Consider the following 16,143-nt stretch of genomic DNA (forward strand, 5'->3'; position numbering starts at 1 on the left):
TGATGTGTTACAGGAAGTGCGCCATCAAATCGGCATCATGTAAGACGCCGTAGACGTTGAGTGCGCCGATTTCGCAGCCGTATTTGTGAAAGCCGACCGACTCGTAAAGTTTGCGGGCCGCTTCGTTTCGACTGCCGACCAGTAACTGGATTTGCTTCAAGCCTTCTATGCGCCCGGCACGCGCCAGCAGTTCGGTGAGCAACGCGCGCCCAACACCGCGGCCCGCGGCTTCCGGCGCGACATACATGCCGATCACGGCGGCCTTGTGCCGCTGTTTGTCGCTCGGGTTGCGTAACAGGCCGACTACGCCGACCAGTTGCGTACGGTCCAACGCATACGCGCCGAGCAGGAAGTCGCCCTCGGCCGCGCACGAGCCCTGTAACAACACGTCGTGCTGTGACGGGCCCTTCGACAGCGCCTCTTCGTAACTCTGACCGAACGAATCCGGATGCGCCTTCAGTCCACGCAGGCGAAGCTGGAAATAGTCGTTGCGATCGGCAAGGCCGAGCTGGCGTACGAGGACGGTCTGGTCGTTCAAGGGCATCACTCCGGACGGGGTCTTTCGGCGAACTCCCGCAATGCCGCCGCGGTTTGCGGATCGGCAGGGAAGAAGGCTTCGATAGCGAGTTCCGAAAGTGTCACGTCCACCGGCGTGCCAAACACGGTGGTCGTGCTGAAAAACGACAATACGCCGATTGGCGTGCGCAGCCGCAGCGGCACGGCAATCTGATTGACGGCGGCGTTGTCGCGCTCTGGCGCATCGGCACCGGGCGGCGTGGGATAGGCCGTCAGTTCGTCACGCAAAGCGGCTAACGCCTCGTCGCCGCTGACGTCGATTTGCCGTTGCAGCCGGGCTAGTACGTGCTCCCGCCAGGCGTGCCAGTTGACGATGGATGCCGCGATGCCCTCCGGATGCAAGCTCAGGCGCAGTGCATTGACTGGCGGCTTCAGCAGTTCCGGGCTCGCACCGGCCAGCAGCGGCGCCAGCGCGTTGTTCGTGGCGATGATGGTCCAGTGGCGGTCGATCGCGAGCGCCGGATAAGGCTCATGGCCTTTGAGCACCAGCTCTACGGCCTCGCGTGCGGCGGCCAACTGCGGGTCCGACAGCGGGCGCTCACGGAACAGCGGCGCGTAGCCAGCCGCGACGAGCAACGCATTGCGCGCGCGCAGCGGCACGTCGAGCCGTTCGGCAAGATGCATGACCATTTCCCGGCTAGGCACGGCGCGGCCCGATTCGACGAAGCTCAAATGGCGTGTCGAGACGTCGGCTTCCGTGGCGAGCAGCAACTGGCTCATTCTTCGCCGCTGACGCCACTCGCGCAGCAGGTCGCCAACGGTGCGGCTGGCCGACGCTTGATGCGGCGGGACGGTTTGCGCAAGAGAGAGTGTGTTCATGCCACCGATCATAGCCAAAGCGCGCTTGCGATCCATTACCTGGCAGGTAATGGAATACCCCGGGAATACGCGGAAAATACCCCGGCAACGTCTACGAAATCCCGGAAACGCGCACAACGCAGGGCGCGGCAATCCGGTGTGGTGGCCGGCCGGCGCCGATGGACCGGTTGGAACCGCAACTCAAGCCGTTGCCGTGCCTTCCGGTACCACGTTGAGTTTGACGCCGAGTGCGCGCATCAGCTTCAACACTGTATCCACACGCGGCTTGGAACCGGGTGCGAGCGTTTTGTAGAGACTTTCGCGCCCGAGTCCGGCATCTGCCGCGACCTTGGCGATACCGCGCGCTTTGGCGATGTCCGCGATGGCGGCGAGCAGGACTTCGGCGTCGCCTTCTTCAAGTGCCGCGTTGAGATACTCAGCGATCATTTCCTCGCTGTCGAGGTAGTGCGATGCGTCGAAGCGTGCGGTTTTGATCTTGCTCATGACAGTTCCTCTCTGATGGCTGCCCACATTGTTTTGGCATGCTTGATATCGGCTGTCTGGGTGGACTTGTCGCCACCGCAGAGAAGCAGATACATCACGCGCCCTTCACGCGCAAAGTAGACCCGATAGCCGGGGCCCCAGTCGATGCGCATCTCGGACACACCGTCTTCCAGCAACTTCACGTCGCCGAATTGCCCGCGTTCCGCACGCCGGATTCGCACCAGAATTTTCGCCCTCGCTCTTAAATCCGTGAGCCGGGAAAGCCAGGTGTCGAACTCCTCAGTGCGATTGACCGTATAAGCGGGAGGTGAACCGATTTGCTGATAAGTGTATCCGTGTAGATACGTCTTTGCAAGTGTAAAAACCATATCGAAAAAGTGGCCCCTATGCGTGTGGTTGGAATGCGTCATATGCCGCGTGCCAGTGGTGCGCAGCGCCCATTTGCCCCACGAGGTTAGCGGCCCGCGTCCCGCCTGACGATTCAGCCAGATGGCCAATCCCGCGCGCAAATGACAGACGTCATCCCCTTCGCGCATGCGGATGCTTACCTCCCACGTAATCGACGCAATGCGCGCGAGCCGTCAATCTTGTCTCCGAGCCCGCCGCACACAGCGTGTCTGCCGAGCGTAGTGCTCAGTCATGCCAACCAAGGAGTCTTGAGATGAATGCCCATACCGATCTGATCGACCGTTATTTCGATGCATGGAACGAAACCGACAGCGCGCGCCGTCGCGAGTTGATCGTCGCGACATGGACCACCGACGCCGACTATCGCGATCCGCTGCTGGCCGGCGCGGGCCACGACGGCATCGACGCGATGATCCGCGCGGTGCACGAGCGCTTCCCGCATCACACGTTTCGCCGCACGGGCGAGGTCGACGGCTTTGCCAACCGGCTGCGCTTCTCGTGGGAACTGACCACGCCCGCGGGCGACGCGATCGTCAAGGGATCCGACTTTGGCGTGGTCGATGCGCACGGCCGCCTGCAGGCGGTCACCGGTTTCCTCGACCAGGTGCCGGGCGGCGCCTGACCACGGTTCTTACTTCACGGAGACAATCATGCACGAGGCCGCTTCCGCCACGGCACCCGAAACGAGCATTGCCTGCGCGCGCCTGTCGGGCGCCGTCGACGGACTGTGCAGCGCAATCGCGGGCTTTGCGCTGCTCGCCGGTGCGCGCGCCTTCATGTTCACGGCGTTGCTGGGCTGGCGCGAGCCGGTGCTGGGCGGCGCCGGTCTCGTGCTGCTGGCGATGGTTGGCTGGCTGCGGTGGCGGTGCGGCGGCATCGCTGTCCTTCCTGCGGTGCGGCACAGTCCCTCGGCGAGCATCCCACGTAACGCGGCGTGCGGCTGCGGCCGGCCGCCCTCGGCGGAGAGGCGCAACGTTGCTTGTTACAATCGTTCGACAGAATGCGATTCGAAGCGCGGCACCGCCCTTGTTGAACGCCAGTTGCCCTGGCCATACTCGAACATGGGCGTGAAGCAGCCATGCGTCGATCGCTCGAAACTGCCAGGACCCCGCGTCCCAACCCGGGCGGCTTGCCGCCAGTCGGATCTCAAGGAAACACCGTGCTGAAGAATCTGGACCCGCTGCTGAATGCCGACATACTGCATGCACTACGCTCGATGGGCCATGGCGACGAACTCGTCATTTGCGACGCCAATTTCCCTGCCAGTGCAGTCGCGCGCGAGAGCGTGCTGGGCAAGTTGCTCCGCCTCGACGGCGTGAGCTCGCCGCGTGCGATTCGCGCCGTGCTGTCGGTGATGCCGCTGGATACGTTCATCGAGCGCCCTGCTTCGCGCATGGAAGTGGTTGGCGAGCCGAACACGATTCCCGCCGTGCAACGCGAAGCGCAGATCGAGATCAACGCCGCCGAAGGGCGCGATGTGCCGTTTGCGTCGATTGAACGGTTTGCGTTTTACGAGCGGGCGCGCAAAGCGTACTGCGTGATAGCGACCGGCGAAGAACGTGGCTACGGCTGCTTCGTGTTCACGAAAGGCGTTCTGCTCGCGCCGGACGCGCCCCGGTCGTAGCCTTTCCAGGCACTGCGCCGTCCGCCCCATGTGGCGGCGGGCGAGTCGCGCACCGGCACGCGGGGGGCGGTAAGGTGCGCTACATTGCAGTCCGAACTTGGAAAAGACGGGCAATGCACTTATTCTCAGGTGCAAAGCGGGGAACTGCGGCTCCTTAGCCGGGTCTGCTGCTTATTCATTTACAGGAGCCCCTCATGACGCGTCCCGTCGATTCCGGCGTTATCCTCATTGCACGTATTGCGCTCGCGGTGCTGTTTTTGTGGGGCGGTGTGATGAAACTGCTGGGCTATGCGGGCTTCGTCGGCTACCTCCATTCGAAGGGCGTGCCGTTCCTGCAGGTCGCCGCGCCCGTTGCAACCGCTGTCGAAGCGCTCGGCGGTCTGCTGCTGATCGTCGGCTTCAAGGTGCGTCCGCTTGCGCTCATCATGGCCGTCTACACGGTGGCGACCGCGGTGCTGGGGCACGACTTCTGGAATGTTACCGACGCCGCCTTGCAACGCGAGATGGTGATTCATTTCTGGAAGAACATCGGCATCGCCGGCGGTTTTCTGCTGCTGTTCGTGACCGGTGCGGGCCGTATCAGTATCGACGGGATGCGCGCGCCGCGCGGCGGATTGGGTCTCTAGCACGGTGGCCGATAGGGTCTGAACAGGTCGCTTCCGATTCCGGCGGCCATCCTGGGAGTAAGCGATGATCCAAAGTTTCGAGCAGGTTATTGACGGCAAGGTCACGCAGTTGTGCGCGAGCCTCGGAGAAGGGGCCACGCCTCATCGGGTGATCATCAGTCTGGCCGATTCAGCCAAAACACTGGTGGTTCTGGATGCGTCCGGAATTATCGGCGCGATCAAGGCCGAGATCGAGGATCCGGAAAAGCTGATTGCCAACGCTGTTGCGAAGGCGCAAAGCGAAGGGTTGATCGAGCGCGCGATCGATACCGGCACGATTCAGGAAGCGTCGCTCTAAGCGGCATGGCGTAACGGCGAGTCGTGGCGTGCGTCGGTTCGCGTCCGTTTCCGCCGGCTTGCCGTCAAGAAATAAACCCCTGCGGTGCGAAAGCATCGCAGGGGTTTATTTTTTGCGTGGACCGCACAGCGCTTGACAGGTCAGGGCGAATCGCTTGCCCGTTCACGTCCCGCCTGGTGACGACTCGAGTGCGACGACCGCGGTTGCGGATGCACGAAGCGGCTCAGCGCGCCACCGAGCATCAGCAGGCCAACCGACACGGCGGTCGCCACCTGCATGCCGGCGACGATTTGCGTGGCGGCCGCGCCGCTCGCCAACGCGCCGAAGGCCGCCACGCCCACCGCGCCGCCTGCCTGTCGCGCCGTATTCAATACTGCTGACGCTGTGCCGGCGCGCTGCGCTTCGGCTGAGGCCAGCACGGCGGTGGTCATCGCCGGGACTGCGAGGCCCATGCCGGACGGAATCAGCAGGAACGGCAGCAGCAGGCCGGCGATCGGCGTATTGGCGTCGACGAAATGCAGCAGGCCGTAGCCGAGCCCGGCGGTGAGCGCACCCGCTGTCATCGGCGCGCGCACGCCAAAGCGGCCGACCACCCAGCCGCTTGCCACATTCGAAAGCAGAAAACCGCCCGTCAGCGGCAGGAAGGCGAGGCCTGCCTGCAGCGGCGTATAGCCGCGCGCGCGCTGCAAATACAGGCTCAGCACGAACACCATGCCGTAGTAGGTCAGATTCACGCAGATGCCGAACAGCACCGCCGCGCTGAAGGTGCGTTTGCGGAACAGCGAGAGCGGCAGCATCGGTGCCGTGCTGCGCGATTCCACCGCGACAAAGGCGCTGGCTGCGACCAGCGCGAGCGCGAAGCCGCCGGCCACGAGTGGATGACCCGGACCTAGCGGCCGCCATTCGATCACAGCGGCGACGAAGGCCGTCAGCGCGACGATGGCGAGACACTGGCCGCTCAGGTCGATGCCGCGCGGGCTTGCATTTGTTGCGCCGGCCGCCACGGATTGCCGGCTGTGATGCAGTTCGGCCGCCGGACGCGGCACCCAGCGCAAGGTCGCCAGCAAGCCGGCCACGCAGATCGGCAGAATGACGAGAAAGATGCTGCGCCAGCCGAATGCCGCGAACAGCAGGCCGCCGACCACCGGCCCGGCCGCGATCGAGATCGCTCCCGCAGCGGTCCATAACCCGACCGCGCGGGCCCGGAGCTTGGGATCGTGGCCGTAGGACTGATTGAGCAGCGCCAGCGAGTTCGGCAGCATGGCGGCGGCGCCGATGCCTTGCAAGGCGCGCGCGGCGACCAGCATGGGGGCATCGAGCGCGAGACCGCAGGCGAGCGACGCGAGCGCGAACAGCACGATGCCGGCCGCGTACATGCGCCGTGCGCCGAACCGGTCGCCGAGTGCGCCGGCGGACAGCATCAGTACGGCGAAGGCGAGTGTGTAAGCGTCCACGACCCATTGCAGGCCCGCGACATTCGCGTGCAGGTCCGCGCCGATTTTCGGCAAGGCGATGTTGACGATGGTCACGTCGAGCTGCGTGACGACGAAGCCGACGCTGACCGTCGCGAGGACGCGGCCGAACGCGCGCGAGTGAGGGAGGATCGATGAGTTCATGGACCCATCGTAGATCCGATGCAGCGCATGACGTTTTGATGCGGCGTGAAGTATGGATGTCGCCAGAACGGCATCGGAACCACGGGCGCGGGCTGCGGTGCAAACAAAAACGGCGCGCCCTGGGGCGCGCCGTCCTGGCAAAACAGAAACCGCGAGAAACAGTTGAAAGCCGCTGGATCAGCGCGCTTGCGGCGCGTCCTTGATGAACAGCGTGGTCACGGCGCCGAGCACGCAGATCGCGCCGACATACAGGGGCGCGGCCAGCGGGTTCGACTTCATCATCAGCGAGACGGCGATCGGCGTGAGGCCGCCGAAAATCGCATAGGCGACGTTGTACGAAAACGAAATGCCCGAGAAGCGCACGACCGGCGGAAACGCCTTGACCATCACGAACGGAATCGCGCCAATCACGCCGACGAACAGACCGGCCAGCGCGTACAGCGGCACCAGCGCCGAGGTGTCGACGGCAAGCTGCTGGAACATCACGTAGTAGGTCACCGCCAGCGCCAGTCCGCCGATGAAGATCGTGCGTCCCGCGCCGATGCGCCCGGCAATCGAACCCGCCATCACGCAGCCGATCGTCAGGCACAGCGTCGCCACGCAGTTGGCCAGCAAGGCCGTGGCAGGGGCGATATGAAACTGTTTTTGCAGCAGCGTCGGCGTCATCAGGATCACGACCACGATCGCGGCGGACAGCATCCACGTGAGCAGCATCGACACGATCACGGCGCGGCCGTGGTCGCGCAGCACGGCCTTGAGCGGCACTTCGGCGGCAATCGCCTTGCGCTGCTTGAGCTCGGCGAACACCGGCGTCTCATGCAGCCAGCGGCGCAGATAGACCGAGAACATGCCGAACACACCGCCCACGAGGAACGGGATGCGCCACGCGTACGCGGCAATCTCGGCCGGCGCGAATTGGTGGTTGACCGCCGAGGCGATCAGCGAGCCGAGCAGAATGCCCGCCGTGAGCCCCGCCGTCAGTGTGCCGCACGCATAGCCGATATGTCGCTGCGGCACGTGTTCGGAGACGAACACCCATGCGCCCGGCACTTCGCCGCCGACCGCCGCGCCTTGCATCACGCGGAACAGCAGCAGCAGGACCGGCGCCAGCACGCCGATTCTGGTGTAGGTGGGCAGCAGGCCCATCATCAGCGTCGGCACCGACATCAGCAGCACGCTCAGCGTGAACATGCGCTTGCGGCCGAACAGGTCGCCGAAGTGGGCCATGATGATGCCGCCGAGCGGCCGCGCCAGATAGCCCGCGGCAAAGATGCCGAAGGTTTGCACCTGGCGGAGCCACTCCGGCATCGCCGCGGGGAAAAACAGCTGGCCGATCGCCGGCGCGAAGAACACGAAGATGATGAAGTCGTAGAACTCCAGTGCTCCGCCGAGCGCGGCGAGGCCGAGCGTCTTGTAATCGCTGTGCCCGAGAGGGCGTGGGGTGACAGCCTGCGCTCCACCCAGATTTGTCGCTTGCATTGCTTGAGTCTTGTTTTGAATTGGGAGCCACGTGTAGCGCGTGGAAATACGGCGGTCGTCGGGCGAGAAGTGTGAGAAGCGCTGGGTAGAGCACGGGACACCGGCGCGCCGGCCCGGATAGGGTAAGCACGATGACGACTGAGGCCAGGCGGGGGATTTTACAGGACGAAAGCCGGCAGCCTCGGGAAGTGCTTAATTAGATTGGAGAATATTCCCAGAAGGCGTGTTTTTTCAGCGGCAAGCGGCCTGCGCATTCAGATATTTCGCAATCACCTGCTGGAATGTTCCTCATGATTGCGGGGTAAATTCGATTGATATGTAAATTAGGATTGCTCCGATGGGATGGCGGGGACGTGCCTTTGAGAATCGCGTCCAAGCTACTAGTTATGAGTCATCCCATGCGTATTGCCATCCTTCAACGCGACCCGCTCATGCGGCAGTCGATCGAAAACATCCTGACGAGCGCTAGCCATACCTGTATCGGCTATGACGACGGTCTGAGCATGTCGAAAACCCTCGCCCGTTCCACCGCGGATCTGCTGGTGCTGGACTGGCAGGGCGTGCGCCTGACCGGCGCCGAGATTCTGCGCTCGGTGCGGTCGGTGGGCGGCGACCGCCTGCCGGTCGTGTTTGCTTCGCGGGACACGTCAGAGGAGAGCGTCGTGCGCGCCTTCACCGGCGGCGCGGACGACTACGTCGCACTGCCGCTGCGCCCGGCCGAGTTCCGCGAGCGCGTCGCGGCGGTGCTTCGGCGCGCGTATCCGGATCGCTTCAGCACGACGAGCTTCGACGCGGGGCCCTATCATTTCGACACGCACCGCCAGCTCGTCACGCTGCGCGGTCAGCCAGTGCAGTTGTCCGGCACGCAGTACCGGCTGGCGGCGCTGTTCTTCTCCAACATCGGCCGGGTGCTGTCGCGCGATCACATCTTCGCCATGGTGTGGGGGCGCGAGTTCCGCGAATTTACCCGCACGATCGACAGTCACGTCTCGCGTCTGCGCCTGCTGCTCGAGATCGAGCCGCAAAACGAGTTCCGGCTTCAGCCGGTTTATAAAAGCGGCTACAGGCTGCTGCACGTGCGCCAGGAAGCGTCGGCCGAAGCCGAGAAGCAAGCCGCCTGAAGCACGCGCAGTCAGTTCAACGCAGTTGCGTCAAACCGGTCAGCTCAAACCTGCGGCAGCGCTGGCCGCGTTTCAATACATTGGCGAATCAGCGCTTCTACCGCTGCGCGTTCCTCGCCCGCGAGCGGCAGACGCGGTGGCCGTACCGGCTCCGTGCCCAGCCCGACAATGGCTTCCGCGAGCTTGATGTTCTGCACGAGCTTGTGCGACACATCGAGGGCGAGCAACGGCGCGAACCAGCGGTAGATCGCCCGCGCTTCTTCAAGGCGTCCCGCCTTCAACAGTTGGTAGATCACCACCGTCTCGCGCGGAAATGCGCACACGAGACCGGCCACCCAGCCATGCGCCCCCATCAGGATCGCTTCCATGGCGAGATTGTCGACACCGCACAGAATCGCGAAGCGGTCGCCGACCGCGTTGATCAGATCGGTCACTCGCCGCACGTCGCCGCATGATTCCTTGATCGCCACGATCTTCTTTTCGTCGGCGATTTCCGCGAACATGTCGGGGGTCATGTCGACGCCGTAGGCGAGCGGATTGTTGTAGATCATGAGCGGCAGCGCGCTCGCGTCGGTGACACTGCGGAAATGGTGCAGCGTCTCGCGACGGTCCGACAGATAGCGCAGCCCCGGCAGCACCATATAGCCGGCCGCGCCGTGGCGGCTGCCGGCTTCGGCCTGACGGCAGGCGTCGAGCGTGCTGTTTTCGGCGATCGTCAGCAGGACCGGCACGCGGCCGCGCGCAGCCTCGACGGCGATGTCGAGCACCTCCAGTTTTTCGTCCAGCGAGAGCGTCGACGCTTCGCCCAGCGATCCGCACACGATGATGCCGTCGACACCGGCCTCGATCTGCGCTTCGATATTCTTGCCGGTCCAAGCGCGGTCTATGCTGAAATCCGCGTTGAATTTGGTGGTGACTGCGGGCAATACGCCTTCCCAGATATGCGCCACGACTGCTCTCCTGATTGTGATGTGTTCAAGCGCAGTGTAAGCAGGGAAAATCGTGCCGTCTTGCGCGAATCGCGCGTGGCCGATGACGATTTCAGCATAGGCGCTTTGCCGATTGTGGCTTTTGAGCAAGGCTGTTGGCTTATTTCAATACATTGGGCAACGGCGCGCCGAAGCCGCATGACGAGTGCTGTGCGATGCCTGCCCGGTCACGTCTGCCGCAAGCCGGGCCAGCGCGTCCGCTCCGTCTCCCAATAAGTAGCATGCGTGCGGAACCGTCGCTTGATTATGCTGAAATCGTCACAATCCACGCGTAAGCCCACCAAGACTCGACTGTCCGCTGTTCCTAACATGGACATCATGAAAACCTTAGACATCATCGACTCGCACACCGGCGGTGAACCGACCCGCCTCGTGGTGTCGGGTGGCCCGGATCTCGGCGGCGGCACCCTGGCGCAACGGCTCGACGTGTTCCGCACGCAATTCGACGACTGGCGCGCGGGCATCGTCACCGAACCGCGCGGCTCGGACGTGGTGGTGGGCGCGCTGCTGTGCGAGCCGGACGACCCTACGTGCGCGGCCGGCGTGATCTTTTTCAACAACGTCGGCTATCTCGGCATGTGCGGACACGGCACGATCGGCCTCGTCGTCTCGCTGGCGCATATGGGGCGGATCGCGCCCGGACGTCATCGGATCGAGACGCCGGTCGGCGTGGTCGAAGCAACGCTCAACGAAGACAGCAGCGTGACCGTGCGCAACGTGCCGGCGTATCGCTATCGCAAAGCCGTGCAAGTGGATGTGCCGGGGCATGGCGTATTGACCGGCGACATCGGCTGGGGCGGCAACTGGTTCTTCCTCGTCGCTGAGCATGGACGCTCGCTGGAGGCGGCGAGCATCGGTGAACTGACGGCCTTTAGCGCGGCGATTCGCGACGCGCTGATCGCGCAGGGCATCACGGGCGCGGAGGGCGCGTTGATCGATCACGTCGAACTCTTCGGACCCGCTTCGCGCGACGGCCTCGACAGCCGCAGTTTCGTTCTGTGCCCTGGCAGCGCATACGACCGCTCGCCCTGCGGCACCGGCACCAGCGCGAAAGTGGCCTGCCTTGCCGCCGACGGCAAGCTGGCCGAGGGCGCGGTATGGCGCCAGGAGAGCATTATCGGCAGCGTGTTCGAGGCGAGCTACCGGCATGCCGGCGATGGCGTCTCGGTGATTCCCACCATCACCGGCCATGCGTACGTCACGGCCGAGGCGCGCCTGTGTTTCGACGAACGCGATCCCTTTGCGTGGGGCATCCGTACGGCATGACAGCGGACGCGTTGATCGTCGGCGCCGGCATTGTCGGCGCGGCCTGCGCCGCGGAGCTGGCCACGCTCGGCATGCAGGTCGAAGTGTGTGACGCGCGGGGCATCGGCGGCGGCGCGACGGCGGCGGGCATGGGCCATATCGTCGTGATGAACGACTCGCCGCCGGAATTCGCGCTGAGCCGCTATTCGCGAGACCTGTGGCTGCAACTGGCGCCGCAGCTGCGCGCGCGGGACGCGTTCGCGCGCTGCGGCACGCTCTGGGTCGCCGCTGACGAAGAAGAATGGCAAGCCGCCCGCGCGATGCACGCCGCGTTCGACGCTCAGGGCGTGGTCGCCCAATTGCTCGACGCATCTGCGTTGCGGACCTGCGAGCCGGCGCTGGCGCCCCAGCTGGCGGGTGGCTTAAGGATCGAACACGACAGCATTGTGTACGCGCCCACCGTTGCCGAGTGGCTGCTGAAGCAATCGCCTCATGCGGCGAATATCCGCGTGCGTCTGGGCGCGCCGGTGACGTCGATCAGCGCGCGCGGCGCCACGCTAGCCGACGGCGAACGCATCGGCGCGGCGTGCGTCATCTTGGCCAACGGTCTGGACGCGCGGCACCTGGCGCCAGCGCTGCCATTGCAACCGAAGAAAGGCCACCTGCTGATCACGGACCGCTATCCTCACCTGATCCGGCATCAATTGCTTGAACTCGGCTATATCAAGAGCGCGCATCACGCGACCGGCACATCGGTGGCATTCAATGCGCAGCCACGGCCCACGGGACAACTGCTGATAGGCTCGTCGCGTCAGTTCGATACCACCGATCCCGCCGTCGAGATGCCCGTGCTCGCGCAAATGCTGCAACGCGCCGCACGCTATCTGCCCGTGCTGCCCACGCTCAACGGCATTCGCGCGTGGACCGGTTTTCGCGCGGCCTCGCCGGACGGACTGCCGCTAATCGGTCCGGCCGGCGATTTCGCGCCCGGCGTCTGGCTTGCGGTCGGTCACGAAGGTCTGGGCGTGACGACGTCGCTCGCCACCGCGAAGCTGCTGGCGGCGCAGATCACGGCAAGTGCCGCGCCGATTCCGCTCGAGCCGTATCTGCCGGCCCGTTTTGCGCAACAGGTGACGCATGAGTAGCACGAGCGCCGCAGCGCGCCTCCACTTGACGATCGACGGCCGCCAGATCGAAGTCGAAGCCGGCACGACCGTCGCCGCCGCGCTCGTCCTCGCCGAGGCGGGTGGCACGCGGCTGTCGGTGAGCGGTCAGCCTCGTGCCGCGCTCTGCGGCATGGGCGTGTGCCAGGAATGCCGTGTGACCATCGACGGCCGGGCGCACGCGCTGGCCTGTCAGACCCTGTGCCGCGAAGGCCAGATAGTTCTTACGCACAACCAGGCGATTAAGGCAATTAAGCGATGAGGCAACACGTCGATATCGTCGTGGTGGGCGCCGGCCCGGCCGGGTTGAACGCGGCCTGCGCCGCCGCGCGCTCGGGTGCCACGGTCGCGCTGCTCGACGACAATCCGCGCGCAGGCGGCCAGATCTGGCGTCAAGGGCCGGGTCATCCGCCGCAGGCGCCGCTGCACGACCTGCTCGTGGCGCTCGGCGCGCAAACTAACGTCGAGCATTGGCCGTCGACGCGCGTGGTCGCGGCGCGCGATTCGCGCGGATTGCTGCTTGAATCGGCGCAACACGGCGGCGTGTGCGTCAGCTACGAACGGTTGATTCTTGCGACCGGCGCGCGCGAGCGGCTGTTGCCGTTCGCGGGCTGGACCCTGCCCGGTGTGACCGGCGCGGGCGCATTGCAGGCGCTGATCAAAGGCGGCATGCCGGTGCGCGGCGAACGGATCGTGATTGCCGGCAGCGGTGCCTTGCTGATTGCCGCTCTCGCCACCGCGCGCGCAGCCGGGGCGCGGGTGGTGGCGGTGGTCGAGCAGGCTTCGGCGTGGGATGTCGCGCGCTTCGGCGTGTCGCTGCTGGGCGAGCCTGCGAAGTTGAGGCAGGCCGTCGGTATGACGCGCGGTTTCGCCGGGCTGTCTTACTGGACCGGCAGTCTCGTTGAAGAGGCGCACGGCGACGGCCGTGTCGAGCAGGTCACGATCCGGCGCGGCACGAGGCGCGTCACACTCGACTGCGATCGCATCGCCTGCGGCTATGGGCTCATGCCGAACGTCACGCTAGCCCAGGCGCTCGGCTGCGCGATCAACGATGCGGGCGGAATCGTCGTCGATGGCGCGCAGCGAACCTCGCTTGAAGGCATATTTGCGGCGGGCGAGTGCACGGGCGTCGGCGGCGCGGAACTGGCCGGCGTCGAAGGCGAAATTGCCGGCCTCTCGGCAAGCGGTGCGAGTGCGGACCGCGCGGCGCTCGACGCGCAACGCGCGCGCTGGCGCCGCTTCGGCCATCGCGTCGAAACCGCGTTCGCTTTACAGGAGGCCGCGTGCACACCGCCCGCCGACACCACGCTGCTGTGCCGCTGCGAGGACGTGAGTATCGGCGAAGTGCGCGCGTTGGCGGACTGGCGCGAAGCCAAGCTGCATACGCGCTGCGGCATGGGAGCCTGCCAGGGGCGAATCTGCGGAGCAGCGGCAAGCATGTACTTCGGCTGGCCGTCGCCCGCGCCGCGGCCGCCGTTCAGCCCGGCGCAAATCGGTACGCTGATCGCAGCGGGATCGAAACCGCCACCGGCCGAATGACCCTTGTGTCCGTACGCCTGCGGATATGGCCGGCGCCGACGCGGCCCTATAATCGACCGCACACGCTGCTGACCGGCTGAACCTATCCCAACCTCGACCCGAGAATGGACTCACAACCGCACGGACCCACCGGACCCGCACGATGAACACGCTGGCACATCCGCTCGCACCGGACGACGCATCGCTGGCCGGCATGCTGTCGCACTTCAGGCTGCTCGAGCCGGTGTTCGACGCAATGCCGGACGTCGTGTTCTTCGTCAAGGACGCCGAGGCTCGCTATGCGCTGGTCAATCGCACGCTGGCATCGCGTTGCGGTTTCAAGGAGAAAGCCGCGCTGCTCGGCAGAACGGCCGAGGACGTGTTTCCGCGCCGTTTCGGGCGCATCTACACCGCCCAGGACCAGGCGATCATCAACGTCGGCAATCAGATGATCGATCAGCTGGAACTGCACCTGTATCCCGGCCGGCAGCCCGGCTGGTGTCTGACCTGCAAGCAGCCGCTGCGCGATCCGGCGGGCAAGGTGGTGGGACTCGCCGGCATTTCCCGCGATCTGAAAGCGGACGAAAGCAGTCACCCGGCCTACAGCCGGCTGGCGGCGGTGGTGCAGTCGATCCAGGAAAACTATGTGCAGCCGCTGAATTTGAAACAGTTGGCGGCCATGGCGGATATGTCGGTCGCGCAACTGGAGCGCTACTTTCACAAAGTGTTTCATTTGACGCCGCGTCAGGTGTTGCTGAAAACGCGGCTCGACGCCGCCACGGCGCTGCTGGTCTCGCACGACAAGGTCACTGACGTCGCCGCGCTGTGCGGCTACACCGACCACAGTGCGTTTACGCGGCAATTCAAGGCGACGGTCGGCATCACGCCGACCGAATACCGGATGCTGCTGCACGGCACATCGCGGAGCTGATCCGGCGCACATGGGCCGCAAGCATCACTACTACGTCTACGTCGTCGTGCTCGACGACCGAGTCTGGAACGAGGCACGCTTTCGCCGCGCGAATCCGGACTACCGGTTCGACAAACCGTGCGTGTATGTGGGAATGACGGGACTCGACCCGGACTTGCGGTTCGACCGGCATAAAGCCGGCATTCAGGCCAATCGCTACGTGCGCGATTACGGCTTGCGCCTAGTGCCCGAATTGTATGAGGTATTCAATCCGATGCCGTACCGCGGTGCTCAGGAGATGGAGGTAGAGCTGGCAATCGGCTTACGCGAAGCGGGATACGGCGTGTGGCAGGCATGAGCCGGCCGCTGTAAACCGCGCGTTACTTCACGCCGAGGCCGCGCAATACCGCGTTGCCTTCAGACGTCAAACGGATCCGCGAAACGCCGGCGTCGTCGGCGATCGATTCGATCAGGCCCGCTTCGCGCAGTTGCGGAATCTCGGGTTTCGCCGACGCGTCGATCGGCGCGTGCAGCAACAGCAGCAGCGTCGCCAGTTCGTGGTGGCTCAGCAGGCGGCGCAGTATCGTGGGCCGCTTGGCCGGCGCCGGGGCGCCGATGGTGTTGGGATCGGGGTGATTCATGGTGCGCACCTTGTGCGGGGGTAATGTCCGGTGGATGATGCGGACGAAGTCTTAAACGATTCTTAAGACTCCATTATCCTGTAACACCATGACATGAAGATTGCGGCCGGCACGAGTTACCGATTGTCACACTTACGGTCCCTTACCCCGCAAACCCTTACGGGGCGCAGGTTTTGCTCGCTGTCTCAATCCATAGATTACTCATGTGACGTTTTCCCGCATAAAAACGGTAAGTCGTCGCACCGTTGTCGCTTCGCACCTTGACGATATTCGAGTCGCCAAAGTCGAGCATCTGGCCCTGCGGAATCTGCGTGGACTTGAACGAGGCATTGTGGCTCGTGGCCACTTGCGTCAGGCAGGCCACCACGTCGTTGACGGAACGTTGCGTGGTGGTGTCCGTGACGGGCTCGCCGGCATCCGGATCCTTCTGGAAGTACGCGCAAGCGCTGAGTAGCAGGGGGACTGACAGGACAACGGCAAACTTCTTCATATCTCTCCTGGCTTTACATTCGGCTGACGGTGCGTGCGAGGCTCACTCGCAGTCTGGTCGCGCGGCATCGGCCGCGAAATCAGGCGCCATTATATCGG

21 protein-coding genes are annotated in these 16,143 nt (G+C 64.7%); 12 read left to right on the forward strand and 9 right to left on the reverse strand.

Annotated features, from left to right (window positions below):
• Positions 1 to 7: 7 nt before the first annotated feature.
• The 4 genes from A6V37_RS13895 to A6V37_RS13910 form a co-directional block, all read right to left on the reverse strand.
• Positions 8 to 544 carry a GNAT family N-acetyltransferase gene (locus tag A6V37_RS13895; RefSeq protein ID WP_064265304.1) on the reverse strand — a complete coding sequence of 179 codons (537 nt, stop codon included), beginning with the start codon at positions 542 to 544 and terminating at the stop codon, positions 8 to 10.
• Positions 544 to 1,395, reverse strand: a complete 852-nt coding sequence (locus tag A6V37_RS13900; RefSeq protein WP_479724534.1) for a helix-turn-helix domain-containing protein — start codon at positions 1,393 to 1,395, stop codon at positions 544 to 546. The genes A6V37_RS13895 and A6V37_RS13900 overlap by 1 nt, the downstream gene beginning before the upstream one ends.
• A gap of 180 nt (positions 1,396 to 1,575) precedes the next feature.
• Positions 1,576 to 1,878 (reverse strand): addiction module antidote protein, encoded by a 303-nt coding sequence (locus A6V37_RS13905; RefSeq protein WP_064265305.1) that lies wholly within the window; start codon positions 1,876 to 1,878, stop codon positions 1,576 to 1,578.
• The gene (locus A6V37_RS13910; protein WP_341271995.1) at positions 1,875 to 2,414 is read right to left on the reverse strand and encodes a type II toxin-antitoxin system RelE/ParE family toxin; all 540 of its coding nucleotides are present in this window, start codon (positions 2,412 to 2,414) and stop codon (positions 1,875 to 1,877) included. Before A6V37_RS13910 ends, A6V37_RS13905 begins: the two co-directional genes overlap by 4 nt.
• Before the next feature lie 125 nt (positions 2,415 to 2,539).
• Between A6V37_RS13910 and A6V37_RS13915 the strand changes: the two genes are divergently transcribed.
• From A6V37_RS13915 to A6V37_RS13935, 5 genes are all read left to right on the forward strand, one after another.
• Entirely contained in the window at positions 2,540 to 2,908 is a 369-nt protein-coding gene (locus A6V37_RS13915) for a nuclear transport factor 2 family protein (protein WP_064265306.1), read from the forward strand.
• 28 nt (positions 2,909 to 2,936) lie between these two features.
• On the forward strand, positions 2,937 to 3,452 hold the full coding sequence (locus A6V37_RS42310) for a hypothetical protein (protein WP_242665702.1): 516 nt from the start codon (positions 2,937 to 2,939) through the stop codon (positions 3,450 to 3,452).
• Positions 3,446 to 3,910, forward strand: a complete 465-nt coding sequence (locus A6V37_RS13925; protein WP_064265307.1) for an RbsD/FucU family protein — start codon at positions 3,446 to 3,448, stop codon at positions 3,908 to 3,910. The genes A6V37_RS42310 and A6V37_RS13925 overlap by 7 nt, the downstream gene beginning before the upstream one ends.
• 194 nt (positions 3,911 to 4,104) lie before the next feature.
• Positions 4,105 to 4,536 carry a DoxX family protein gene (locus A6V37_RS13930; RefSeq protein ID WP_064265308.1) on the forward strand — a complete coding sequence of 144 codons (432 nt, stop codon included), beginning with the start codon at positions 4,105 to 4,107 and terminating at the stop codon, positions 4,534 to 4,536.
• Positions 4,537 to 4,600: 64 nt separating this feature from the next.
• Positions 4,601 to 4,873, forward strand: a complete 273-nt coding sequence (locus A6V37_RS13935) for a hypothetical protein (protein ID WP_064265309.1) — start codon at positions 4,601 to 4,603, stop codon at positions 4,871 to 4,873.
• A 140-nt stretch (positions 4,874 to 5,013) separates the two neighbouring features.
• Here the strand turns inward: A6V37_RS13935 and A6V37_RS13940 are convergent, their stop codons facing one another.
• Together A6V37_RS13940 and A6V37_RS13945 are read right to left on the reverse strand one after the other, a co-directional pair.
• Positions 5,014 to 6,489, reverse strand: coding sequence for an MFS transporter (locus tag A6V37_RS13940; protein WP_064286064.1), 1,476 nt, complete (start codon positions 6,487 to 6,489; stop codon positions 5,014 to 5,016).
• Positions 6,490 to 6,666: 177 nt separating this feature from the next.
• Entirely contained in the window at positions 6,667 to 7,968 is a 1,302-nt protein-coding gene (locus A6V37_RS13945) for an MFS transporter (protein WP_064286065.1), read from the reverse strand.
• 398 nt (positions 7,969 to 8,366) lie between these two features.
• Here A6V37_RS13945 and A6V37_RS13950 point away from each other — a divergent pair, with 398 nt between their 5' ends.
• Positions 8,367 to 9,089, forward strand: coding sequence for a response regulator transcription factor (locus tag A6V37_RS13950; protein WP_064265312.1), 723 nt, complete (start codon positions 8,367 to 8,369; stop codon positions 9,087 to 9,089).
• A gap of 44 nt (positions 9,090 to 9,133) precedes the next feature.
• On the opposite strand, the gene A6V37_RS13955 is transcribed toward A6V37_RS13950, so the two are convergent.
• Positions 9,134 to 10,039 carry a dihydrodipicolinate synthase family protein gene (locus tag A6V37_RS13955; RefSeq protein ID WP_064286075.1) on the reverse strand — a complete coding sequence of 302 codons (906 nt, stop codon included), beginning with the start codon at positions 10,037 to 10,039 and terminating at the stop codon, positions 9,134 to 9,136.
• A 348-nt stretch (positions 10,040 to 10,387) separates the two neighbouring features.
• On the opposite strand from A6V37_RS13955, the gene A6V37_RS13960 reads away from it, so the two are divergent.
• From A6V37_RS13960 to A6V37_RS13985, 6 genes are all read left to right on the forward strand, one after another.
• Positions 10,388 to 11,344, forward strand: coding sequence for a 4-hydroxyproline epimerase (locus A6V37_RS13960; protein WP_064265313.1), 957 nt, complete (start codon positions 10,388 to 10,390; stop codon positions 11,342 to 11,344).
• On the forward strand, positions 11,341 to 12,468 hold the full coding sequence (locus A6V37_RS13965; protein ID WP_064265314.1) for an NAD(P)/FAD-dependent oxidoreductase: 1,128 nt from the start codon (positions 11,341 to 11,343) through the stop codon (positions 12,466 to 12,468). Before A6V37_RS13960 ends, A6V37_RS13965 begins: the two co-directional genes overlap by 4 nt.
• Positions 12,461 to 12,748, forward strand: coding sequence for a 2Fe-2S iron-sulfur cluster-binding protein (locus tag A6V37_RS13970; protein WP_064286066.1), 288 nt, complete (start codon positions 12,461 to 12,463; stop codon positions 12,746 to 12,748). The genes A6V37_RS13965 and A6V37_RS13970 overlap by 8 nt, the downstream gene beginning before the upstream one ends.
• A complete protein-coding gene (locus A6V37_RS13975) occupies positions 12,745 to 14,025 on the forward strand; it encodes an FAD-dependent oxidoreductase (protein WP_064286067.1) in 1,281 nt (426 codons plus the stop codon). The genes A6V37_RS13970 and A6V37_RS13975 overlap by 4 nt, the downstream gene beginning before the upstream one ends.
• 142 nt (positions 14,026 to 14,167) lie before the next feature.
• On the forward strand, positions 14,168 to 14,935 hold the full coding sequence (locus tag A6V37_RS13980) for an AraC family transcriptional regulator (RefSeq protein ID WP_064265317.1): 768 nt from the start codon (positions 14,168 to 14,170) through the stop codon (positions 14,933 to 14,935).
• A gap of 10 nt (positions 14,936 to 14,945) precedes the next feature.
• A complete protein-coding gene (locus A6V37_RS13985) occupies positions 14,946 to 15,272 on the forward strand; it encodes a hypothetical protein (RefSeq protein WP_064265318.1) in 327 nt (108 codons plus the stop codon).
• Positions 15,273 to 15,294: 22 nt separating this feature from the next.
• Here A6V37_RS13985 and A6V37_RS13990 read toward each other — a convergent pair whose 3' ends face one another.
• Both A6V37_RS13990 and A6V37_RS13995 read right to left on the reverse strand, forming a co-directional pair.
• Positions 15,295 to 15,555: a hypothetical protein gene (locus A6V37_RS13990; RefSeq protein ID WP_064265319.1), complete on the reverse strand. Its 261-nt coding sequence runs from the start codon at positions 15,553 to 15,555 to the stop codon at positions 15,295 to 15,297.
• A gap of 157 nt (positions 15,556 to 15,712) precedes the next feature.
• Positions 15,713 to 16,045, reverse strand: coding sequence for a hypothetical protein (locus A6V37_RS13995; protein ID WP_064265320.1), 333 nt, complete (start codon positions 16,043 to 16,045; stop codon positions 15,713 to 15,715).
• Positions 16,046 to 16,143 lie beyond the last annotated feature (98 nt).

This window comes from Paraburkholderia ginsengiterrae, from assembly GCF_001645125.1.
GTDB classification, from domain to species: Bacteria; Pseudomonadota; Gammaproteobacteria; order Burkholderiales; family Burkholderiaceae; genus Paraburkholderia; species Paraburkholderia ginsengiterrae.